The sequence below is a fragment of the Mesorhizobium sp. ISC25 genome (genome assembly GCF_042295465.1).
Taxonomy (GTDB): Bacteria; Pseudomonadota; Alphaproteobacteria; order Rhizobiales; family Rhizobiaceae; genus Mesorhizobium.
The window spans coordinates 4,374,917-4,396,684 of record NZ_CP135441.1 but is presented as its reverse complement, the minus strand read 5'-3'; the positions used below and the strand labels follow the sequence as shown (position 1 = coordinate 4,396,684).

At 63.5% G+C, this 21,768-nt stretch carries 24 protein-coding genes; 14 read left to right on the top strand and 10 right to left on the bottom strand.

From position 1 onward, the window contains the following. Positions 1–31: 31 nt before the first annotated feature. Entirely contained in the window at positions 32–217 is a 186-nt protein-coding gene (locus RQ479_RS21735; protein WP_352469083.1) for a hypothetical protein, read from the top strand. 7 nt (positions 218–224) lie between these two features. Next, positions 225–410, top strand: a complete 186-nt coding sequence (locus RQ479_RS21730) for a hypothetical protein (protein ID WP_352469082.1) — start codon at positions 225–227, stop codon at positions 408–410. A gap of 72 nt (positions 411–482) precedes the next feature. Here the strand turns inward: RQ479_RS21730 and RQ479_RS21725 are convergent, their stop codons facing one another. From RQ479_RS21725 to rph, 5 genes are read right to left on the bottom strand one after another with little or no spacing between them, the layout of a single operon-like run. Next, a complete protein-coding gene (locus RQ479_RS21725; RefSeq protein WP_352912196.1) occupies positions 483–806 on the bottom strand; it encodes a low molecular weight protein tyrosine phosphatase family protein in 324 nt (107 codons plus the stop codon). Positions 807–810: 4 nt separating this feature from the next. Continuing rightward, on the bottom strand, positions 811–1,974 hold the full coding sequence (gene hemW / locus RQ479_RS21720; RefSeq protein ID WP_376702573.1) for a radical SAM family heme chaperone HemW: 1,164 nt from the start codon (positions 1,972–1,974) through the stop codon (positions 811–813). Then, complete coding sequence (gene rdgB / locus RQ479_RS21715) at positions 1,971–2,633, bottom strand: RdgB/HAM1 family non-canonical purine NTP pyrophosphatase (protein ID WP_376702572.1); 663 nt, start codon at positions 2,631–2,633, stop codon at positions 1,971–1,973. Before rdgB ends, hemW begins: the two co-directional genes overlap by 4 nt. Then, positions 2,633–3,043, bottom strand: a complete 411-nt coding sequence (locus tag RQ479_RS21710; protein WP_352469079.1) for a VOC family protein — start codon at positions 3,041–3,043, stop codon at positions 2,633–2,635. The genes rdgB and RQ479_RS21710 overlap by 1 nt, the downstream gene beginning before the upstream one ends. Before the next feature lie 33 nt (positions 3,044–3,076). Then, positions 3,077–3,793 (bottom strand): ribonuclease PH, encoded by a 717-nt coding sequence (rph, locus tag RQ479_RS21705; RefSeq protein ID WP_292658263.1) that lies wholly within the window; start codon positions 3,791–3,793, stop codon positions 3,077–3,079. Between the two features lie 132 nt (positions 3,794–3,925). On the opposite strand from rph, the gene hrcA reads away from it, so the two are divergent. The 6 genes from hrcA (at position 3,926) to RQ479_RS21675 (ending at position 9,377) form a co-directional block, all read left to right on the top strand. Continuing rightward, positions 3,926–5,038, top strand: coding sequence for a heat-inducible transcriptional repressor HrcA (gene hrcA / locus RQ479_RS21700; protein ID WP_292658265.1), 1,113 nt, complete (start codon positions 3,926–3,928; stop codon positions 5,036–5,038). 33 nt (positions 5,039–5,071) lie between these two features. Beyond that, positions 5,072–5,269, top strand: a complete 198-nt coding sequence (locus RQ479_RS21695) for a hypothetical protein (RefSeq protein WP_254818005.1) — start codon at positions 5,072–5,074, stop codon at positions 5,267–5,269. A 99-nt stretch (positions 5,270–5,368) separates the two neighbouring features. Further along, a complete protein-coding gene (locus RQ479_RS21690; protein WP_376702571.1) occupies positions 5,369–6,724 on the top strand; it encodes a PQQ-dependent sugar dehydrogenase in 1,356 nt (451 codons plus the stop codon). Between the two features lie 87 nt (positions 6,725–6,811). Next, positions 6,812–7,429 (top strand): LysE family translocator, encoded by a 618-nt coding sequence (locus tag RQ479_RS21685; protein ID WP_352912189.1) that lies wholly within the window; start codon positions 6,812–6,814, stop codon positions 7,427–7,429. 167 nt (positions 7,430–7,596) lie between these two features. Beyond that, positions 7,597–8,577, top strand: coding sequence for a cysteine synthase A (gene cysK / locus RQ479_RS21680; RefSeq protein ID WP_023718844.1), 981 nt, complete (start codon positions 7,597–7,599; stop codon positions 8,575–8,577). Positions 8,578–8,753: 176 nt separating this feature from the next. Then, the gene (locus RQ479_RS21675) at positions 8,754–9,377 is read left to right on the top strand and encodes a glutathione S-transferase family protein (RefSeq protein ID WP_376702570.1); all 624 of its coding nucleotides are present in this window, start codon (positions 8,754–8,756) and stop codon (positions 9,375–9,377) included. Positions 9,378–9,392: 15 nt separating this feature from the next. On the opposite strand, the gene RQ479_RS21670 is transcribed toward RQ479_RS21675, so the two are convergent. Both RQ479_RS21670 and RQ479_RS21665 read right to left on the bottom strand, forming a co-directional pair. Next, the gene (locus RQ479_RS21670) at positions 9,393–10,649 is read right to left on the bottom strand and encodes an RNA polymerase sigma factor (RefSeq protein WP_376702569.1); all 1,257 of its coding nucleotides are present in this window, start codon (positions 10,647–10,649) and stop codon (positions 9,393–9,395) included. Then, positions 10,649–11,002, bottom strand: coding sequence for a YciI family protein (locus RQ479_RS21665; RefSeq protein ID WP_023718846.1), 354 nt, complete (start codon positions 11,000–11,002; stop codon positions 10,649–10,651). Before RQ479_RS21665 ends, RQ479_RS21670 begins: the two co-directional genes overlap by 1 nt. Before the next feature lie 255 nt (positions 11,003–11,257). On the opposite strand from RQ479_RS21665, the gene RQ479_RS21660 reads away from it, so the two are divergent. The 3 genes from RQ479_RS21660 (at position 11,258) to RQ479_RS21650 (ending at position 14,856) form a co-directional block, all read left to right on the top strand. Continuing rightward, a complete protein-coding gene (locus tag RQ479_RS21660) occupies positions 11,258–12,217 on the top strand; it encodes a TAXI family TRAP transporter solute-binding subunit (protein WP_376702568.1) in 960 nt (319 codons plus the stop codon). Between the two features lie 162 nt (positions 12,218–12,379). Then, complete coding sequence (locus RQ479_RS21655) at positions 12,380–14,476, top strand: TRAP transporter permease (RefSeq protein ID WP_376702567.1); 2,097 nt, start codon at positions 12,380–12,382, stop codon at positions 14,474–14,476. Then, positions 14,473–14,856, top strand: a complete 384-nt coding sequence (locus tag RQ479_RS21650) for a DUF1850 domain-containing protein (RefSeq protein WP_352469070.1) — start codon at positions 14,473–14,475, stop codon at positions 14,854–14,856. Before RQ479_RS21655 ends, RQ479_RS21650 begins: the two co-directional genes overlap by 4 nt. Here the strand turns inward: RQ479_RS21650 and RQ479_RS21645 are convergent. The 3 genes from RQ479_RS21645 to RQ479_RS21635 all read right to left on the bottom strand — a co-directional run bounded on the left by RQ479_RS21645 (position 14,745) and on the right by RQ479_RS21635 (position 17,334). Beyond that, the gene (locus tag RQ479_RS21645) at positions 14,745–16,496 is read right to left on the bottom strand and encodes a DUF4166 domain-containing protein (protein WP_376702566.1); all 1,752 of its coding nucleotides are present in this window, start codon (positions 16,494–16,496) and stop codon (positions 14,745–14,747) included. The genes RQ479_RS21650 and RQ479_RS21645 overlap by 112 nt on opposite strands. A 51-nt stretch (positions 16,497–16,547) precedes the next feature. Next, on the bottom strand, positions 16,548–16,991 hold the full coding sequence (locus RQ479_RS21640) for a thiol-disulfide oxidoreductase DCC family protein (protein ID WP_376705990.1): 444 nt from the start codon (positions 16,989–16,991) through the stop codon (positions 16,548–16,550). 196 nt (positions 16,992–17,187) lie between these two features. Continuing rightward, positions 17,188–17,334, bottom strand: coding sequence for a hypothetical protein (locus RQ479_RS21635; protein ID WP_023718851.1), 147 nt, complete (start codon positions 17,332–17,334; stop codon positions 17,188–17,190). A 407-nt stretch (positions 17,335–17,741) separates the two neighbouring features. Here RQ479_RS21635 and RQ479_RS21630 point away from each other — a divergent pair, with 407 nt between their 5' ends. From RQ479_RS21630 to ligD, 3 genes are all read left to right on the top strand, one after another. Continuing rightward, positions 17,742–18,248 (top strand): ferritin-like domain-containing protein, encoded by a 507-nt coding sequence (locus RQ479_RS21630; RefSeq protein WP_352469066.1) that lies wholly within the window; start codon positions 17,742–17,744, stop codon positions 18,246–18,248. 125 nt (positions 18,249–18,373) lie between these two features. Beyond that, positions 18,374–19,225 (top strand): Ku protein, encoded by an 852-nt coding sequence (locus RQ479_RS21625; RefSeq protein WP_352469065.1) that lies wholly within the window; start codon positions 18,374–18,376, stop codon positions 19,223–19,225. A gap of 9 nt (positions 19,226–19,234) precedes the next feature. Next, positions 19,235–21,733 carry a DNA ligase D gene (gene ligD, locus RQ479_RS21620; protein ID WP_376702565.1) on the top strand — a complete coding sequence of 833 codons (2,499 nt, stop codon included), beginning with the start codon at positions 19,235–19,237 and terminating at the stop codon, positions 21,731–21,733. Positions 21,734–21,768 lie beyond the last annotated feature (35 nt).

Genomic DNA, 21,768 nt, shown 5'->3' with positions numbered 1-21,768 from the left:
GAATTTTACCCCTGATCTCGGGAGGAGCAGGATGGACAGCCTGACGATACAGGACGTTTTCGAACCCTACTATGCCGGCCGCAAGCGCTTCGCCGCGCCATGCGACAAGAGCCTGCCTGCCGAAGCCGCAGATGGCAGAGCCAAGAAGCCGCTTGCCCGCCAGCGATCGGCAGAGAGCAAGCCCGCAACCGAAACCGACCGCACGATGGAGCACTGACCGGACGATGCCCAATCGCTTCGACATTTTCATCACCCGCCTCGAAACAAAAAGCGCCCGCGATGGCGCAGCATCACATCCCACAGCCGACCAGCACCGTGCCTCGCGCGACAAAAGCGAGATCAAGCCGGCGCGCTCCGGAGAGACCAGCGAAAAAGATCGCGCCAAACACCGCCACAAGCACGAGGCTTGACCACCGCAGACCTTCGCGATTGGTCGAGACAGCGCTCGAAAGCGCGGTTGCGCATGCTCCGCGATGTATCGTTCAGCCCAGATACTTCGAGACGCGCGCCTCCAGCAGGCCCACCAGAGCCGGGTCCATGAATTCATAGTCGTCGGGAATATCGAGGCAGATTACTCGAGCCTTTTTCAGGCTTGTCTTGAATTTCTGCTGCAGTTTGGCGCGGTGCGGTTTTTCCATCACGAAGATGATGTCTGCCCAGGCGACGAGTTCATGCGTCAACGGAGTGTCGGCATCGTGATTGGTGCCCGCTGATGCGACCTCGATGTCCCGCCGCTTGGAAAACAGCTGCTCCGCCGTCGGGCTGCGCAAGCGATTCTGGCTGCAGACGAAGAGAACGTTCTTCAACGTGCTATCTGGCCAGATCCGCCACGACCGCATCGAGCACGATCATGCCGGCCGGCGTGGCGCGCAGGCGGGCATTGCCGATCGGCGCCACCAGGCCTTCGTCCTGCAGCACCGACAGCCGTGCCGTCGACAGGCCGCGCCCTGAAAATGCCTCGTAGCGGGAAAGGTCGATGCCTTCCGCCAGCCTCAGCCCCATCAGCAGGAACTCGTCGGCCTCTTCCGACCGCGTCAGGATTTCGCCGCCGGCAACGCCATGGCCCTTGGCCTCGACCAGATTGGCCCAGGTCTCCGGCATTTTCTCCGCGATCGTCACCACGCGCCGCCCGCTCTCGACGAAGCGGCCATGCGCACCAGGACCGACGCCGACATATTCGCCATAGCGCCAATAGGTGAGATTGTGCCGGCTTTCGGCGCCGGGCCTGGCGTGGTTGGAAATTTCGTAGGCCGGCAGTCCGCGTGCGGCGGTGATCTCCTGCGTCAACGCGTAGAGATCGGCGGCAACCTCATTGTCTGGAATGATGAATTTCCTTGCCGCATGCAGTGCATGGAACGGCGTGCCTTCCTCGATGGTCAGCTGATAGAGAGACAGATGGTCTGCGGCGTGGCCGATCGCCTGCTCGAGTTCCGTCTGCCACGCTTCAGGCGTCTGGTCCGGCCGCGCGTAGATCAGGTCGAAGGACAACCGTGGGAAAATCTCGCGCGCCAGGCCGATCGCATGCAGGGCCTCATCGACATTGTGCAAACGGCCGAGAAAGCGCAGATCCTTGTCGTTCAGCGCCTGCACGCCAAGCGACACCCGGTTGACGCCCGCCGCGCGATAGCCGCGAAAGCGCTCGGCCTCGACGGAGGAAGGATTGGCCTCCAGCGTCACCTCGATGCCATCAGGCACCGTCCAGTTCTTCGCCACTGCATCCAGCACCGCCGCCACGGTCTGCGGCTTCATCAGCGACGGCGTGCCGCCGCCAAGAAAGATGCTTGTCACCTCGCGCGGTCCCGTGCGGCCGCGCATGGTCGCCAGCTCGGTCTCGAAGGCGCGGGCAAAACGCTCCTGGTCGACCGGCTGGTGGCGGACATGGCTGTTGAAGTCGCAATAGGGGCATTTGGCCGCGCAGAACGGCCAGTGGACGTAGACGCCGAAACCAGGGCTGCGGTCGAGCAGCATGGTCATGCGGCGGCCAATCGGGCGTGGGCGAATTTTTGAAAGGCGCGGGCACGGTGTGACAATGCGGTTTGCTGGCCGGGCTTCCAGCCATGCTTTTCCTCCGCGCTCATCTCGCCGAAGGTCTTTTCGAATCCGTTGGGCAAGAACACCGGATCGTAGCCGAAGCCGAGCTCGCCGCGCGGCGGCCATACCAGCATGCCCTCGACCTCGCCGCGAAAATATTCCGCCTGGCCGTCGGGAAAGGCCAGGCAGATCACCGCGACAAAGCGGCCCTTGCGCTGAGCAGGCGTGATCGCGCCAACTTCCTGCAAAGCCACTTCCGTGCGCTGCATGGCCATGCCGAAGTCGCGGGAGCCGTCCGGCGTCTCGGCCCAGTTGGCGGTGTAGACGCCGGGTGCGCCGTCGAGCGCATCGACACATAGGCCGGAATCGTCCGACAGCGCCGGCAATCCAGTGGCCTTGGCGGCGGCCAAGGCTTTTATGAGGGCGTTCTCCTCGAAAGTGCTGCCGGTCTCGTCCGGTTCCGGCAAGCCGTATTCCTTTGCGGACTTCGCTTCTATGCCGAACGGCGCCATCAGATCGGCGAATTCCCGCAATTTGCCGGCGTTATGGCTGGCGACGACGATCTTATGCCCGTCAAGCGAGTGAACAGTTGGCGAATGCATCAGATGCCCCAGATTCTTGGCTCGGCGAATTCGATCGAATTGCCCGACGGGTCGCGAATATAGATCGAGCGGCCGCCCTGCGGCCATTCGAACTCGCTTTCGATGGCGATTTTCTTCGCCTCAAGATGGGCTTTCCAGCGCGGGATTTCATCCGCGCTTGCGGCGAAGCAAAGATGCCCCTCGCCGACGGCGCCATGCGGCGGCACTTTGAGCTTGGCATCGGACGCCGGCGGCACCTTGGTCGCCTCGGCATTGAAGATAAGCAGCACGCCGTCGCCGCAGCGGAAGAAGAGATGCCTGCCGTCGACTTTGCCGAGCGGATCGAGCCCGAGCACGCCCGAATAGAACCGTTCCGCGGCAGCAAGATCCGTCACGTAGAGTGCTGATTCCAGGATTGCGGAAGGGGTCACAGGATCGTCAACCTCATCGTCATAAACTGAAGATCAGTCCACGGCCATCTGCTGCAGGCTGACCAGGCGCTGAATGCCCTTCTTGGCCAATACCATCAGCGCCGCGAACTGCTCTTCCGAGAACGGCTCGCCCTCGGCCGTGCCCTGGATCTCGACGATACCGCCCTTGCCGGTCATGACGAAATTGGCGTCGGTGCCGGCCGAGGAATCCTCGATGTAGTCGAGATCGATGACCGGCTGGCCATCATGGATGCCGCAGGAGATCGCCGCAACGTGATCCTTCAGCACCTTGCCAAGGCTCGCCATCTGGCGGACTTCCATCCAGCGCAGGCAATCGTAAAGCGCCACCCAGCCGCCGGTGATCGAAGCGGTGCGCGTGCCGCCGTCGGCCTGGATCACGTCGCAGTCGACGGTGATCTGCTGCTCGCCGAGCGCCTGCAGATCGACCACGGCGCGCAGGGAGCGGCCGATCAGCCGCTGGATCTCCAGCGTGCGGCCGCCTTGTTTGCCGGCCGAAGCCTCGCGGCGCATGCGCTCGCCGGTCGAACGCGGCAGCATGCCGTATTCCGCCGTCACCCAGCCCTTGCCGGAGTTGCGCATCCAGCCCGGCACCTTTTCCTCCAGGCTGGCCGTACACAGCACATGGGTGTCGCCGAACTTCACCAGGCAGGAGCCTTCCGCGTGCTTGGAGACGCCGCGCTCGAAGGAGATGGGGCGCATTTCGTCGAATTGGCGTTTGGAAGGGCGCATTCAGGCTTCTTTCTTTCTTCGGGATCTTGGCCGGCTTGTAGCCGCACGGGGCGTGAGGCGCAAAGGAAAATGGACCGGTTGCGCCGCCGCCGCGGAAGTCTATATCTTCGGGGCGGAGGTTTTTGGCTCGAAATGACAAAGGCAGTCGATCCCGGTTCGCAATCGCACGTGCTTCCGTCGCACGCGCTGCAATCGCCCGCGCTTCAATCGCTCGACATGCGTTCGCGCGACATCTTTCGGCGCATCGTCGATTCCTATTTGAGGGATGGCGAGCCGGTCGGTTCGCGCAGCCTGTCGCGCATCCTGCCGTCGTCGCTGTCGCCGGCCACCATCCGCAACGTGATGAGCGACCTTGAGCATCTCGGCCTGATCTATGCGCCGCATATTTCGGCTGGCCGGCTGCCGACCCAGGCCGGCCTGCGTTTCTTCGTCGATGCTTTCATGGAACTCGGTGACCTCTCCGACGAGGAGCGCCGCACCATCGAGGCGCAGGTGCGCGCCTCCGGCTCGGGCGCGACGCTGGAGCATATGCTGACCGAGGCCAGCCAGATGCTGTCCGGCATGTCGCGCGGCGCCGGCCTCGTGCTCGCCGCCAAGAACGAGGTGGCGCTGAAGCACATCGAATTCATCCAGCTCGAGCCGACCAAGGCGCTGGCCGTGCTGGTCTCGCAGAACGGCGACGTCGAAAATCGCGTCATCGATCTGCCCGCCGGCATCACCGTCTCGCAGTTGCACGAAGCCTCCAACTTCCTCAACGCCCATATCCGCGGCCGCACCCTGGCTGAGGCGCGGGTCGAGATCGCCCGCATCAAGGAAGAGACCAGGGCAGCCCTCGACACGCTGTCGCAGGATCTGGTCGAGAAGGGCCTGGCGGTCTGGGCAGGCGCCGAAAGCGGCGTGCCTGGGCGGCTTATCGTGCGCGGCCGCGCCAATCTCCTGGAAAACGTCACCGCCCAGGCCGACATAGAATTGCTGCGGCATCTGTTCGAGGATCTGGAGACGCAGGATGGGCTGATCCAGCTCCTCGACCTCGCCGAGGAAGGTCCGGGGGTGCGCATCTTCATCGGTTCGGAAAACAAGCTGTTTTCGCTGTCTGGCTCCTCGCTGGTGGTGGCACCCTATCGCGACAAGGACGCGCGCGTCGTCGGTGCGCTCGGCGTCATCGGGCCGACGCGGCTGAACTATGCCCGCATAGTACCGATGGTCGACTATACCGCGCAGCTGATTTCGCGCATGCTGCGCTAGGAGCCGCCGCGGCCTGCCGCAAGGAGAAAAAGAATGGCGCTGGAATCGTTCAAGGCCCAGATTAGCCTGCTGCTCGAGGAAATGGTCAATCAGCCTGAGGATCAGCACGAGGTGCAAGAGCAGTTGCGTGAGAAGCTGCAAGAGATGCGGGCCATGGGCCTGCCGCTGCCGGCCGATCTGGTCGCGCTGGAAAAGCGCCTTGATGACGATTTCTACGCCTCTGGCAACTGAAGGGGTTCGGCTTCAAATCCTCGTGTTCCGGACGACCGCTTGGAACGACCAATGCCTCATTCCGTTTGCCCTCTTCGAGGCGAATCCCGGAGGACGTTGATGACCCGATCTGGCGGCTTTGCGGCCATTGCCGCTGCTCTCCTTGTCGCGACACCGGCATCCGCCCAGCAGTCGGATCAGAAGGTGCTCAAAGGCGAAGCGGCTTTTGGCGATTGGCACGCCGACAGGCCTGGCGTCCGCCGCCTGATCGGGCCGCAAGACATGCCGGCAGCCGACCCCGCTCAATCCGCTTCGAACGGCGCCGGCGTGGCGGAGCGGCCCGAAAGCGCCAAGCCAGAATTGCCTCCGGGCTTTTCGGCCGAAATGATCGCCTCCGGACTCTATAATCCGCGCGTCGTTCGCGCCGCTCCGAACGGCGACCTGTTCATCGCCAACGGCCATGCCGACCAAATACGCGTCTACCGTCTGGCCGAGGGCCGTGCCAAACCCATCGAGAAAGCGATTTTCGCCAAGGGCCTCAACTATCCATATGGCATCGCCTTCTATCCGCCAGGGGACAAGCCGCAATGGGTCTATGTCGCAAACAGCGACAGCATCGTCCGCTTCCCCTATCGCGACGGTGACCTAAAGGCGTCCGCTAAACCAGAAACCATTGTCGCCAAAATTCCGTCGGGTGGTCACTCGACCCGTGACATCGCCTTCTCGCCTGACGGCAAGACGCTTTTTTTATCGGTTGGATCGGACTCGAATGTCGCCGAGGACATGGACAAGCAGCCCGATGGCGGCCTCGACGCGTGGGCGAAATCAAAGCCGCTCGGTGCAACGTGGGGCTCCGAGGAAGGCCGTGCCGATGTGCTCGCCTTTGACCCGGATGGGAAAAATCCCCGAACTGTCGCCACCGGCCTGCGCAACTGCACGGGCATGACGGTGCAGCCCGCCACCGGCGCATTGTGGTGCGTCGTCAATGAGCGGGACGAACTCGGCGACAACGTGCCGTTCGAATTTGCAACTGCGGTCAAGGACGGCGGATTCTATGGTTGGCCTTGGTACTACATCGGCAATAACGAGGATCCGCGCCATCAGGGCGAGCGGCCAGACCTCGCCGGCAAGGCCACTGTCCCCGATGTATTGATGCAGGCGCATTCGGCGCCGATGAACATAGCCTTCTACGACGGCAAGAACTTTCCGGCGGATTACCAGGGTGACGCTTTCGTCACCATGCATGGTTCGTGGAACCGTGGCGCCAGGACCGGCTACAAGGTGGTGAGGCTCAAATTCAGGGATGGCAAGCCGACCGGCGAGTATGAGGACTTCATGACCGGCTTCGTCATCTCGAACGACGCCGTCTGGGGCCGCCCGGTGGGTGTCGCGATGGCCAAGGACGGCTCGCTGATCGTCACAGAGGACGGTAACGGCACCATCTGGCGCGTTACCTACGAAGACGGCCGCTCCTGAACGGCGGTGTCGCCTGCTACGCTGGCGCAATCGAATCCGGCCCGAGGGAATTCACCCAACTTCAACATTGTGCGACAAGCGCGAATCATGACGCTCACCGGGTTCCTCGCCTACAGCGCCGCCCTCGGCATCGCCGCAGCCATCCCCGGCCCAGGCGTCACCGCGCTCGTTGCGCGTGCACTGGGCTCCGGCTTCCGCTCGTCGCTGGCCATGTCCTTCGGGCTGATGCTCGGCGACCTGACCTATTTGACTGCTGTGGTGCTCGGCCTCGCTTTCGTCGCACAAACTTTCGGCATGGTCTTCCTGGCCATCAAATGGCTGGGCGTCGCCTACCTCGCTTTTCTTGGCTGGCGTTTCTGGACGAGCGGCATCACGCCCGAAACGGTGGAGGCAAAGAAAGGCAAGGGCGGCTTGGCATCCAGCTTTGTAGCCGGTCTCGCCGTCACACTCGGCAATCCGAAGACGATGATCTTCTATCTTGCCATTACCCCGACCATCGTTGATCTGAAGGCGATCACGCTGGTCGACTACGGCATCCTTGTCGCGCTCACCATCGTCGTCCTGCTCGTGGTGCTGGTGCCCTATCTGGCGCTGGCGGCCAAGGCGCGCTGGTTCCTGAAGTCGCCGCGGGCGCTGAGGGCACTCAACCGCACCGCCGCCGGATTCATGGTCGGTGCGGCGGCGGCAATTGCCGCCCGCCAATAGACCTCTTTCGCCAATCCGCCCAGGGATTGTCACGCCATTCCAAGGGCGGTGGTATTCAGCACGAACTTCACTCGGATATTTTCGATCGACAGCCTATCTTGCGCGGTGGATGGCTCTATCCTATGCCCGCCCCGACTCTTGCCGCTTGACCTTTGGGAGGAAAATCAATGAACAAGCCCGCCACCCCCACACACGTGCCCGGCCGCGGCCGCATCTACAATTCGATCACCGAGACGATCGGCGACACGCCGCTGGTGCGGCTGGATAAATTCGCCAGAGAGAAGGGTGTCGTCGCCAATCTGCTGGCCAAGCTCGAATTCTTCAACCCGATCGCCTCGGTCAAGGACCGCATCGGCGTGTCGATGATCGAGGCATTGGAGGCTTCGGGCAGGATTACGCCCGGCAAGACCACGCTGATCGAGCCGACCTCGGGCAATACCGGCATCGCGCTCGCCTTTGCCGCCGCCGCCAAGGGCTACAAGCTGATCCTGACCATGCCGGAAACCATGTCCGTCGAACGCCGCAAGATGCTGGCGTTGCTCGGTGCCGAACTGGTGCTGACCGAAGGGCCGAAAGGCATGAAGGGCGCCATCGCCAAGGCGGACGAGCTGGCGGCAACGTTGCCCGACGCTGTCATTCCGCAGCAATTCGAGAACCCGGCCAATCCGGAAATCCATCGCCGCACCACGGCCGAGGAAATCTGGAACGACACCCATGGCGAAGTCGATATCTTCGTTGCCGGCATCGGAACCGGCGGCACCATCACCGGCGTCGGCCAGGTGCTGAAGAAGCGCAAGCCCTCGGTGCATGTCGTCGCGGTCGAACCGGAAGCCTCGCCGGTGCTGTCGGGCGGCCAGCCAGGCCCGCACAAGATCCAGGGCATTGGCGCCGGCTTCGCGCCAAAAATCCTCGACACGACGATCTATGACGAGATCGTCAAGGTCTCGAACGAGGATTCGGTTGCCAATGCGCGGCTCGTCGCTCGGCTCGAAGGTGTGCCGGTCGGCATCTCGTCGGGTGCCGCCCTGCAAGCGGCAATCGTCGTCGGCTCGCGGCCCGAGAACAAGGGCAAGAACCTCGTCGTCGTCATCCCCTCGTTCGCCGAGCGCTATCTCTCGACGATCCTGTTCGAGGGATTGGGCGCTTAGACACGAGAGTTTTTGACCGGTTCGTAGCGATCCTTCGCGCTGCCCCTCCGGCACCAACGTTTTATATCAACGCTTCGGCGTGGACCGCTTAAAAACCACCTGTGGCGGGCGTCGTTCGCTTGAGCGGCGAGTCACTTCCGTATCAAATCGTCGCTGCCCGGCTGGCGGAGGACTTCATGTACAAGCTCTATACGCGTGCCAATACCGGCGGCTTTGTCGTCGAGGCGGCGCTCGCTTTGGGGGGTGTGCCTTTCGACCAGATCGACGTTCCGAAGGGCCGACTCGATCAGGCCTTTCTGGACATCAGCCCCTTGAACCAGGTGCCGGTTTTGATCTTGCCGGACGGACGCTCGATGACCGAATCGGCGGCGATCTGCATCCTGCTGGCCGAGCGCCACCCGGAAGCAGGACTGGCGCCCGCAGCAAGTTCGCCTGACCGTGCCGACTTCCTGCGCTGGATGTTTTTCATGTCCTCCGTCACCTATTCGGCTGACCTGCGGTTCTTCTACGCTCATCGCTACACGACCGATCCCCGCGGCGTGGACGCTGTCAAACAGGCGGCGGTCTCGGAAATGGATCGCAGCTTCGCCATTCTCGATGCCGCCCTCGAAGGCCGTGACTGGCTGGCCGGCGACCGGCTCTCGCTGGCCGACATCTATCTCGTCATGTTGCTGGCCTGGCATCCGGAGGTCGCGAAGGTTCCAACCGCTTGGCCGAATATTGAACGCCTGTGGGCCAATTTGCGGGAACATCGGGTGATGAAGAGGCTGAATGCTTCCCACGACATGTGGCCGGCCTAAGCACTCCGCCTTGTCTCAGTGTCTTTCCGCGCGGCCGAGCCCTGCCCGTCGTTCCTGCAGGAACCGACGCACGGCCGGATCGCGTTCGAGGCCGATAGCCCGGTCATAGGCCTCGCTCGCCTCCCGAATGTTGCCGAGTCTGGCCAGCAGGCCCGCGCGGGCGGCCCAGTAAGGTTGATAGTCATACAGCCGCTTGTCGCCGCTGAGTTGATCAAGGGCGCCCAATCCTGCCGAAGCACCTTCGGCCTCGGCAATCGCCACCGCACGGTTGATCGACACCACCGGCGAGCCGGCAATCACCGACAGCGCGTCGTAGAGCTCCTTGATCGCGACCCAGTCGGTACAACCGGTCAGCCGCCGTGTCGTATGGGCGGACTGCACGGCGGCCTCGAGCTGGTAGCGACCGACAACACCCTCGGCCGCCGCGCGCACGAGCAGCGCCTCCGCGTCATCGATCATTGTGTCGTCCCACAACGCAAGATCCTGCTCGGCCAGCGGCACATAGTCACCCGCCGCATTGCGCCGGGCTGCACGCCGCGCCTCGGCGAACAGCATCAGCGCCAGCAGGCCGAGTGCTTCCGGCTCGTCCGGCATCAGCGAGGCGACCAGCCGACCGAGCCAGATGCCTTCGGTCGCGAGATTGCGGCGCCGCGTTTCGGTGCCGGCCGGGTCGGACCAACCTTCGGCAAACGCCGCATAGATTGCTTCCAGAACGGTGCCCAGCCGCTCGCCGAGCTCGGCCCGCTCCGGCACGCGGAACGGAATGCCTGTCTCGCGAATTCGCATTTTGGCGCGCACCAGGCGCTGGCTCATCGTGGCTGGCGAGACAAGAAAAGCCGAGGCGATCGTCGCTGCGTCGAAGCCCAGGACCGTCTGCAGGATCAGCGGTGCTCGCACGCCGGCCTCGATTGCCGGGTGGGCACAGGCAAACATCAGCCTGAGCCGCTCGTCCGGCAGGTCTTCGTCGGCCACGCGTGCCTCCATCTCCTCGGCGATCAGCCTAAGGTGATCGCGGGCCGCCTCGCTTGTCAGTCGCCGTCTGACAGCGTCGACGCGGCGCTTGCGTGCCACCGCCAGCAGCCAGGCTTCCGGCTTGTCGGGCACGCCCGCCTGTGGCCAACGCTCGAGCGCCGCTGCAAAGGCATCAGCCAAGGCGTCCTCGGCAGCGGCCACGTCGCGTGTGCGCGCGGCGAGATAGGCGACCAGCTTGCCGTAGCTTTGCCGGGCGGCCGCTTCCGCCGCCGCCCGCGCGGTATCGGGCAGTTCCGGCATCACATGGTGAGTTCCCAGATCGGCCGCACCTCTACGGTGCCGGTGCTGGCGCCCGGGCAGCGCGCCGCCCAGGCAATGGCCGCGTCGACGTCCTCCGCTTCGATCATATAGAAGCCGGCAAGCTGCTCCTTGGTGTCGGCATAGGGGCCGTCGAGCACGTTGGTCTTGCCATTGGCCATCCGCACCGAGGTAGCGGATTGCGTCGGCTTCAGCCGGTCGCCGGCGAGCCAGGCGCCGGATTTCTTCAACGCTTCCGTATAGGCGACATAGGCGCTCGACATCTGTGTCACCGCGTCTGCCGGCGCGGCTGCCATCCCCGCTTCGTTTCCGTAGATCAAAAGCATATATCGCATGGTCTTCTCCCGTTTCTAAGGCCGCATCGTTGCGAGCCGGACGTATGTCGCGCGGCCCTGGCCGATTTCGACAGGCGCTGGAAAAATCTTTCGGCCGTGATGCGACCTCGCGCAAGCGACGATGTGCTGGGGCACTGCTTAGCCGTTCGTCTAATCGCTGCTATTGCGGGTTGGCATTTCCCGCCCGCTGTCTAAACTCGCCTCGCTTCGTGCCGCAGAGGAGGGCACGGGCCGAATTTTCAGGGAGGAAATCGCATGCTCAATTTCAGGACGAAATTTGTTGCAGCCGGCGTTCTGGCGCTGTCACTTGGCCTTGGCGCGGCATCGGTCAAGGCACAGGAATTCATCAACGTGCTGACCGGCGGCACGTCCGGCGTCTACTATCCGCTCGGCGTCGCGCTGTCGGAAATCTACGGCAAGGGCATCGAAGGCGCGCGCACCCAGGTGCAGGCGACGAAAGCGTCGGTCGAGAACCTCAATCTGCTGCAGCAGGGCAAGGGCGAGATCGCCTTTGCGCTCGGCGATTCCGTCAAGCTGGCCGCCGAAGGCAACACCGAAGCCGGTTTCCCAGGCAAGCTCGATAAGCTGCGCGGCATCGCCGCCATCTATCCCAACTACATCCAGATCGTCGCCAGCAAGGAGTCCGGTATCAAGACGCTCGCCGATCTCAAGGGCAAGAGCCTTTCGGTCGGCGCGCCGGCCTCAGGCACCGAGCTCAACGCCCGCACCATTTTCGCCGCTGCCGGCCTGAAATACGAAGACCTCGGGCGGATCGAATATCTGCCCTTCGCCGAATCGGTGGAACTGATCAAGAACCGCCAGCTCGACGCCACGCTGCAATCGGCTGGCCTTGGGGTCGCGTCGATCCGTGACCTCGCCACCTCGGTGCCGGTGAACATCGTTGCCGTGCCGGCGGAGGACGTCGCCAAGATCGGCTCGCCCTATCTTTCCGTGGTCATCCCCAAGGGCACCTATGAGGGCCAGACCGAGGATGTCGCGACGGCCGCCGTCGGCAATTTCCTGATCACCAGCGCCGATGTCTCCGACGAGACCGCCTACCAGATGACCAAACTGCTGTTCGAGCATCTCGACCAGCTCACCGCTGCCCACGCCGCCGCCAAGGCGATCGACCCAGCCAAGGCGCTCGACGGCATGCCGGTGCCGCTGCATCCAGGCGCCGAGAGGTATTACAAAGAAAAGGGATTGGTGAAGTAAGGAGCCATCCCTCCCCCTTGAGGAGAAGGTGGACAGCCGCCGAAGGCGGATGGACGGGTGGGGTCGGTTGAGGCCGCGCACTGCCGCACCGACCCCACCCTCCTCGCTTCGCTCGGCACCCTCCCTCGAGGGGGAGGGAGCGCCCCGCCAGGAACCCCGCTAATGACCGCAACCCCGACCGTTCTTTCCCCCACAGCGGAAGCTCCTGTCGAAGGATTGCCGCCCGGCTTCGGCGAAGGCATCGCCGGCAAGGCGGCGTTTTTTATCGCCATCGCGTTCTCTATCTTCCAGATCTACATCGCCGCCTATGGCAGCCTGCCGAGCCAGGTCGTACGCGCCATGCATGTCGGCTTCCTGCTGCTGCTCGGCTTTGCCCTAATCGCCAATCTGCGCGCCAAAGGCCTCCCGGCGAAAGCAGTGTTCTGGACGCTCGGCGTGCTTGGCTTCGCCACCGGTCTGTACAATTGGGTGTTCTATGCCGACCTCATCCGCCGCTCCGGCTTTCTCACCACGCCTGACCTGATCGTCGGCGCGGTGCTGGTCGTGCTGGTCTTCGAGGCGGCGCGGCGATTGATGGGGCTGCCGCTCGCCGTCATTGCCTTCATCTTTCTCGCCTACGCATTTGCCGGCAATCATCTGCCGCCGCCTTTCATCCATCGCGGCTATGATTTCGCCCAGCTCGTCGACACCTTCGCCTATGGCACCGAAGGCATCTACGGCACGCCGATCTATGTCTCGGCCGCCTACATCTTCATCTTCGTCGTCTTCGCCGCCTTTCTTGAGCGCGCCGGCATGATCGCGCTGTTCAACGATTTTGCGCTTGGCCTGGTCGGCTCATGGCGCGGCGGCCCGGCGCAGGTCTGCGTGCTGTCCTCCGCGCTGATGGGCACCATTTCCGGTTCCGGCGTCGCCAATGTGGTGGCCAGCGGCCAGTTCACCATCCCGCTGATGAAGCGCTTCGGCTTCCGCTCGGCCTTCGCCGGCGCCGTCGAGGCGACCTCGTCGATGGGCGGCCAGATCATGCCACCGGTGATGGGAGCGGTTGCCTTTATCATGGCCGAGACGCTGAACATCCCCTATGCCGCGGTGGTCAAGGCGGCGATCATTCCGGCGCTGCTCTATTTCGGCGCGTGTTTCTGGCAGGTGCACCTGGAAGCCGGCAAGGCCGGCCTGCACGGCATGGCCAAGGCCGACCTGCCCAATCCGTGGGATGCAGTGAGACAACATTGGCCGCTGGTACTGCCTCTCGCCGCACTGATCTACCTGCTGTTTGCCGGCTACACACCGGTCTTCGCCGGCACCATGGGCCTGGCGTTGACCATTGTGCTCATCCTCGGCACGCCGCTGGCAGCATCGATCGGGCCGCTCGCCTTCCGCGTCGTCTTCTGGCTGGCGCTCGGGCTTGCCGCGGCTTCCTTCATGAAATTCGGCGTCAACATCCTCAGCGTGGTCATCGCCGTGCTGGTCGTCGCCTGCCTCACCTTCAAGGGCGGGCGCGAGACGCTGCGCATATGCGTGGATTCCCTTGCCGAGGGAGCAAAGAACGCGCTGCCGGTCGGCATTGCCTGCGCCATTGTCGGCATCGTCATCGGCACGTTGACGCTTACCGGCATCGCCTCGACCTTCATCGGCTGGATCATCTCGATCGGCGAGAACAATCTGTTCCTGTCGCTGCTTTTGACCATGCTCACCTGCCTGGTGCTCGGCATGGGCATACCGACCATTCCCAACTACATCATCACTTCGTCGCTGGCCGGGCCAGCGCTGCTGTCGCTCGGCGTGCCGTTGGTGGTCAGCCATATGTTCGTCTTCTACTTCGGCATCATGGCCGATCTCACTCCGCCGGTCGCGCTGGCCGCCTTCGCCGCCGCACCCATGGCCAAGGAAAGCGGCCTCAAGATCGGCATCCAGGCCACCAAGCTTGCCATTGCCGGCTTCGTGGTGCCGTTCATGGCGGTCTATACCCCGGCGCTGATGCTGCAGGATCCCGGCCCGATCGCCGCCCAGTTCGGCTATCCCGTCGAGGTCGCTTATATCGTCATCAAAGCCTGCATGGGTATCGTGCTCTGGGGCGCCGCGGCCGTCGGATTTTTCGCCCGGCGCATGGCCTGGTGGGAACGCCTCGTCGCGTTCGCCGCCGGCGTGCTGCTGGTTGCGGCGCTGCCGCTCACCGACGAGGCGGGCTGGGCGCTGTCCCTTGCCTGGATCGGCTGGCACTGCTGGCGCGCGCGGCAGGCTTCGCTGGCCAATTCAGCATGAGCCTCTGCATCGTCGCGGCTGGCAAGACGGTGACGCTCGCGGTCGCTGCCTTCACGCTCTCCTGGATGCATTCGGTGGAGAAGACTCAGTGGCAGGAAGACTGGAAGGTGCTGCCGTCCGGCCTGGAGCTGGTCGAGGCCCGCATCAAGGGATCGGGCGCCGGGATGGAGCCGCCGCAAGGCTCGGCACTGCGCGACGGCTGGTGGGTCTATGCGCCCAAGCTCAGGCCACAGCGGCGCCTGGTGCTCGCCGCCTCGGGCGCTACGGGTCAGGGCTGGACCCTGTGCACGGCGCAGGACTGCCGCGAACTGGCCAAGCTGGCAGGCGACACGATCTCGCTGGAGCCGTGCGGGCCGGAGGGCTCCAGCCAGCCGCGGTAGCGGGCGATCATGCCGGCAAGCGGATGCGAGATCTCGACATGGAAGCGGAAGCGGCCATCTTCCACCGTTTCGTAGGAAGTCGAGCGTGGACCGAGCCACATCGGAAGCGGCAGGCCAAAAAAGCTCCAGCGGCGCAAGACCAGCATCAGCCGGCTGTCCTCGGTAACCAGCGCCATCGCGAAGGTCAGCGGGCCGAAGCGTTCGCACAGCAGGCGCTGCGATCGACCGCGGCCTGCGAACTGCAGGCTCGAAAAACTGTGCTTGCCGAATGTCCGCGTCCAGGTCTCGCCGTCCTTGTCGGTGTCGAAGCGGACATGAACCGGGATGTCCTCGCTTGCCCCGGGGAAGCCGACCATCCAGGCCATTAGCCGGCCAAGAACATTGCGCCCGCGTTCGACGCGCGCGCGGCCTGCGGCCGTGATCGTACGGTCATGCATTGACCGTATTGCCTCGGGAAGGCCTTGCCAGGCGGCACCGAGCAGCTCGGCATAAAGCGGCTTGTCCTCGTCCGCGGCCCCGTTCCCGAAGCCGGTGTAGATCGTCCGCCCGGCGAACAGGGCCTCATAATCCCGGAGCTCCAAATCGCGCACCGCCGCCCGTGCACCCGGCGCGGGCTGATGTCCGGCCAGCGCTTTGCGGACCAGCGCTTCGACCGCCATAGACGGGATCAGCGGCCCATCATTGCCCTCGGCCAAGAGATGCCACGAGCGCTTGACGATGGCGCCCGCCCGGTCCGATCCCTCCACCTCGACGAACATGCCGCCGCGATGCTCGCCCCAGCGCAGCCGGTTCGTTGCCTGATGCATCAGCGGCGCCAGCGGCAAAAGCGAACCGATCAATCCGGCACGCACCAGCCAGGCGAGGCAGATCAGGGCGCGGTGCAGCACCTCGGGTGCCGGCCCAGCTCCCATCCAGATGGTCTTCGCCTCCGGCCAAAGCGCGGCCAGAGCACGCAGATCCGGAACGTCGACGAGCGAAAACAGCGTGTTTCGAAGCGGCAGCCGGCCCGGCGGCGCGATAGTATAGCGCAGCTGCTCGGTAAACGGACGGCCTTGTTCGGGACGGCCATTACGAACAAGGCGCACCGGTTGACCGGTGTAACCGGCGATAGCGCGAATGACGTTTCCGCCGACACCGGCGAAGGGCGACGGCGCGATGCCGCCGCGAATGCCGTCAACCCGCGTCAGGTCCGAAGACAGGCGACGCACCACCGCCGCCGTCAGCACCGGAAAGCTCGAGACGCCGGACAGCACGAAGACGCCGGCGTTTCGCGCCGCCTCGTCGAACGCAGAGACACCGGCGACGAAATCCGAGCCGTCGGCTAGATCGAGATAGTTGATGCGCCGGGCGATGCATGCCTCGATCAGGCGATAGCGTCCCTCGCCATAGGCCTGGAACGGGCCGCTCGCGTCGACTACGACATCGGGCTCAAATGCAGCGAGTTGCGCAGCGAGATCGCCGTCACGGTCGAACAGTGCCGGCACCAGCTGGGCTGCTGTCGGGGCGCGCTTCTTGCAATGCGCGTCAGCCTTGGCGAGCGAGCGCCCGGCGACGATCAGGATCAGACGCGGCTCGCCCTCCAAAAGCTCGACGGTGCGACCGCCAAAGGTACCATAGCCGCCGACGACAAGAACCTTCATCCGCAATTCCCCCAAAATGCCCCGCGCCGCTCCCGGCCACGGCAATGCGCCTTAGCCGATCAATCTTGCCCTCACCTCGGCGGAAGGTATTTCACAATTGTCCTTCTTGCCGAACAGGGCGTAGCGGTTCTTTGCGATGCGGTCGTAGAGCCAGTCGCGAAGCGGGCGCGGCAACAGCAGCAGGATCCGCGCCGCCCGCCACGGCCAGCCGAGTTCGGCCATGACGGCAACGAAACTGTCCAGGCGGGTGAAAGCGGCGCCATCGACGATGACGAGATTGGTCTCGTAGCGATCCGTCCGCAGCCCGAATTTCTTGAACAGCATCTCGCCGAAGGGCGACTGCGCCGCTACGAAATGGAAGCGGCCCTTGCGGTCGAGCTTCACCACCATGCGCACAAAGCCCGAGCACAACACGCAAATACCGTCGAACACGATCAGCGGGCGACTCGATTCGAATTCTGGCGGCTCAGGAGAATGGTTCGGCTTGACGATCACGTGGCGCGCCCGGCAGCTGGTGTCAGGCGACACTAAGCCTGCCGGCGGCTGGATCAAAGCCCGGAATGCTAGAGGCTTGGCGTGGTCGCACACCGTCTGTCGGTCAGCGCCGGGCGCTCGGCGCGATAGGTCGTTGACCGATTGTCGGCGTCGGGCCGGCAGATACGGCTGTCGTGACGGCTCTCCATGCTCATCATCAGTGCACGCTGATCCCAAGCGTGTTGCCACGGCGCGCGCAGGCGGGGCCTGGGCCGCGCATGTAATAGCGCTCGGGTCGATAGGTCGGCGCGACGAATTCGCGGATGGCGGCGGCATAGCCGGCGATTTGATTCCAGAAGCTCATTTTACTCGGTCCCTGTCCCGTTTCGGATGTCCCTTCCGAATTGCGGGGATCATAGCGTCCAGGCGTGAATAGTCGGTGAACGCGATGTTAATCTCTGGTCGAAAATGCCTTTGTTCATGGCTGGAATGCGGCTGATTCGCGGTGTTTCCATGCAGTCCGTCGGCATTTCGTCCAGTGTGACTTTTGCATCACATATGTTTCGCCTGAATGTCGCAGAGGCGCGGTTTTGTTTCAGGTTTTTGCTGGACCGCGAAATTTCCGTGCACGCGGCCGGAAAACCAGGAACCTGCCCGTCAGCCGCACGTTGATTTCCCAGTGCCGGGACGAACCGGTTCCGCAGCTGTGGTGCTCGGGTTGAGCCGCAGCCAAAAATCCGAAACTGCAAGAGCAATGGAAAGGCAAAGGCCATGGGCTTCTTTTCGAAGGATATCAAAACACTCGACGACCTCTTCGTGCACACGCTGCGCGACATTTACTACGCTGAAAAACAGATCGAGAAATCGCTGCCGAAGATGATCGACAAGGCGAGTGATCCGCAGCTGAAAGCCGGCTTCGAGAAACATCTCGCCCAGACCAAGGGTCATATCCAGCGTGTCGAGCAGGTGTTCGAACTGCACGGCGTGAAGGCCAAGCAGGTCGACTGCCCGGCCATCGACGGCATTCTCGAAGAGGCCGACGACGTCAGCGGCGACATCGCCGACAAGGAGGTCCTCGACGCTGCGCTGATCGCCTCCGCCCAGGCGGTCGAGCATTATGAGATGACCCGTTACGGCACCTTGATTGCCTGGGCCAAGCAACTGGGCCGCAGCGACTGCGCCAATGTGCTGGCCAACAATCTCAAGGAGGAACAGGCGACCGACCGCAAGCTTACCGAGATGGCGGAAAGCAAGATCAACCTGCAAGCCGCCGAGTAGGGCCGCGATCGAGAATGGAGTTCAAGGCAAGGCTGGGCTGAAAGTCCGGACTTGCCTTTGCGCCGCCGGAACCGGAACGGACTTTGCCCGTTCTCGGTTGAACATTGTCGCGCAGGGAGTTTGTCATGGCGCCGCGCCCGGCCTGGAGAGGGTATCTCAAGCTTTCGCTGGTCACTTGCGCCGTCGAACTGACCAATGTCGTCACCCAGGCCGAGAAGGTCTCGTTCCGCGTGCTCAACCGCAAGACCGGCAACACTGTCAGGCGCGTCTATGTCGATTCGGCAAGCGGCAAGCCGCTCGATGAAGGCGACGAGATCAAGGGCTACGAGATCGGCGACGACGACTTCGTCCAAATCGAGGAGGAGGAGATCGAAGCCGTGCAGATCGAATCCTCGCATACAATGAGCCTCGATGGGTTCATCGAAAAATCCTCGATCCAGCAGATCTATCTCGATACGCCCTATTATGTGACGCCCGCTGACGAGGTCTCGGAAGAGGCCTTCGCCGTCATCCGCGATGCCATGGCCGCCAAGAAGACGGCGGGGCTAGCCCGCATCGTGCTCTATCGCCGCGAACGTCCGGTGGTCATCGAGCCGTTGGGCAAGGGTCTGCTGCTGACGACCCTGCGCTATGGCGATACGGTTCGCAGGCCCGAGATGGTGTTCGGCGACATCAAGCCGGTGAAGACCGACGCCGAGATGATCAGGCTGGCCGAACACATCGTCAATGAGAAACAGGCGAAGTTCGATCCTTCCGAATTCGAGGACAAATACGAAAACGCGCTGATCGAGCTGGTCCGAGCCAAGAAGGCCGGCAAGAAGGCACCGAAGACAAAGGCAGAACCACGGCCCTCCAACGTCGTCAATCTCTTCGATGCACTGAAGAAGAGCCTTTCGTCGGAAGCCGGTGCGCCGACAAAGACCGGACGCCCGGCAAAAGGCGCCAAGCCCAAAGCAGCTCGGCGCAAATCTGCTTAGGATCAGACCATGGCCAGCCTCGAGCAGTATCACGCCAAGCGCAATTTCAAGAAGACCGCCGAACCAGCCGGCAAGCTCTCACGCGGCAAGAAAGCCGAGCCGGGCGGCATTTTCGTCATACACAAGCATGCCGCCACCCGGCTCCACTACGACCTGCGCCTTGAGCATGGCGGTGTGCTGTGGAGCTGGGCGGTGACACGAGGCCCGAGCCTCGACCCGCACGAAAAGCGGCTCGCCGTCCACGTCGAGGACCACCCGATCGACTATGCGCCGTTTGAAGGCACTATCCCCAAGGGCCAATATGGCGGCGGCTCGGTCATCGTCTGGGACGAGGGAACTTGGGTCCCCGATGGCGACCCGGCAAAGGCAATGAAGAAAGGCCACATCAACTTCGAATTGCACGGCCACAAATTGCATGGCGCCTGGCATCTGGTGCGGCTGAAGCCGCGTCCGGGCGAAAAGCGTGACAACTGGTTGCTGATCAAATCCGACGATGCCGCCGCGCGTCCGGGCGAGGACATTTTGCAGGAGGCGCCGCAATCGGTGAAATCCGGCCTGACCATCGAGGAGGTCGGCGAAGGCAAGACCGCCGACGGCAAGAAGCCAAGGGTCTGGCAGTCCGACAGGCCGGCTACCGGCAAGAAGGCAGTCGCGGCAAGGCGGCTCGAATTCATCGAACCGGCGCTCGCAACGCTGGAGCGGGAGGCTCCGCCCGGCAAGGACTGGCTGCATGAGGTGAAGTTCGACGGCTATCGCATGCAGGCGCAGCTTGCCGGCACCGAGGTGCGGCTTTTGACACGCACCGGCCTCGACTGGACCGACAAATTCGGTGGCGCAATTGTCGCGGCACTTGGCGGCCTGAAATGCACCGATGCGATCATCGACGGCGAAATCGTCGTGCTGGCGGATAACGGTGTCTCGTCATTCTCGCTGCTGCAGCAAGATCTGTCGGCGGGCCGTACGGACCGTTTCATCTACTATGTCTTCGACCTGTTGCGTCTCAACGGTGAGGATATCCGTTCGGAGCCGCTGGTCGAGCGCAAGGAAAGGCTGCGCACCTTGCTCGCCGGACAGGCCGAGGATCAGGCCGTGCGCTTCAGCGACCACTTTGCCGAGCCCGGCAAGATCATGCTGGAGCACGCTTGCCGCCTGGGCCTCGAAGGCGTCGTCTCCAAGCGCGCCGATGCGCCCTACCGCAGCGGCCGTGTTCCCTCGTGGGTGAAGTCGAAATGCACGGCGCGCCAGGAATTCGTCATCGGCGGCTACATGCCGTCGGACAAGACCGGGCGCGGCCTGCGCTCGCTGCTGGTCGGCTATCACGAGCGCGGCAAGCTGCGCTATGCCGGCCGCGTCGGCACCGGCTTCACGGCCAAAAGCACCAACGAACTGAAGAAGAGGCTTGATGCGCTGAAGGCGACAACCTCGCCCTTCGACAGGGCGGTGCCAAGGGGCAAGGGGCTGGTCTGGGTCAAGCCCGAACTTGTCGGCGAAGTGGAGTTTCGCAGTTGGACGTCGGACCGTATAATACGCCACGCGTCGTTCCAGGGATTGCGCGAGGACAAGCCGGCGGAGGAAGTCGTGCAGGAGAAACCGAAAGCACGCTCAGCCACGGCAGAGCCGAAGCCAAAGCCCGCCAAACCCGCAGGCGCGGCGAAAACCTCGGTTACGCTGTCCCGCCCCGATAAGCTTCTGTGGCCCGAGGAGAACGTATCGAAGCAGGATCTGGTCGATCACTACGCGCTGGTCTGGCCGCGCATGAAGCAATTCGTCATCAACCGGCCACTCAGCCTCGTGCGGGCGCCGGACGGCGTTGGCGGCCAACGGTTCTTCCAAAAACATGCCTCGGCCGGCATGCACGACAAGATCGCCGTGATGAAGGATCCCACCGACGGCGAGGAGATATTGTTCATCCGCGATTTCGACGGTGTCGTGGCCCTGGTGCAGCTCGGCGTCGTCGAGATCCACATCTGGGGCTGCACCACTGACGAACTGGAAAAACCCGACCAGATCATCTTCGATCTCGATCCCGACGAGGGTGTCGACGTGAAGGCGGTGCGTGCCGCGGCGCTCGATATCCGCAGCCGGCTCGACGACCTGTCCCTGCCGAATTTCGTCAAGACCTCGGGCGGCAAGGGCTATCACGTCCTCGTGCCGCTGAAGCCGTCGGCGGACTGGGACGAGGTCAAAGGCTTCGCCCATGAGTTCGCCCGAGCGCTCGAACAGGCGGCACCCGACCGCTACACGGCGACGCTGTCGAAGAAGGCGCGCACGGGCAAGATTTTCGTCGATTATCTACGCAATGGCCGCGGCGCCACCACGGTTGCGCCTTATTCGTCGCGCGCCAAAAAAGGCGCCACGGTATCGATGCCGGCGACCTGGGCGGAAATCGAGGCCGGATTGCCGCCGAACGCCTTTCCGATCGGCGACAAGACGACGCTGAAGCGGCTAGGGCAAGCCGATCCCTGGGCTGATTTCTTCAAGCAAGCCAAGCCGCTCAAGCGCGGCTAATGCATGTCGCGCAAAAGTGTGCAGCGGTTTTGCGA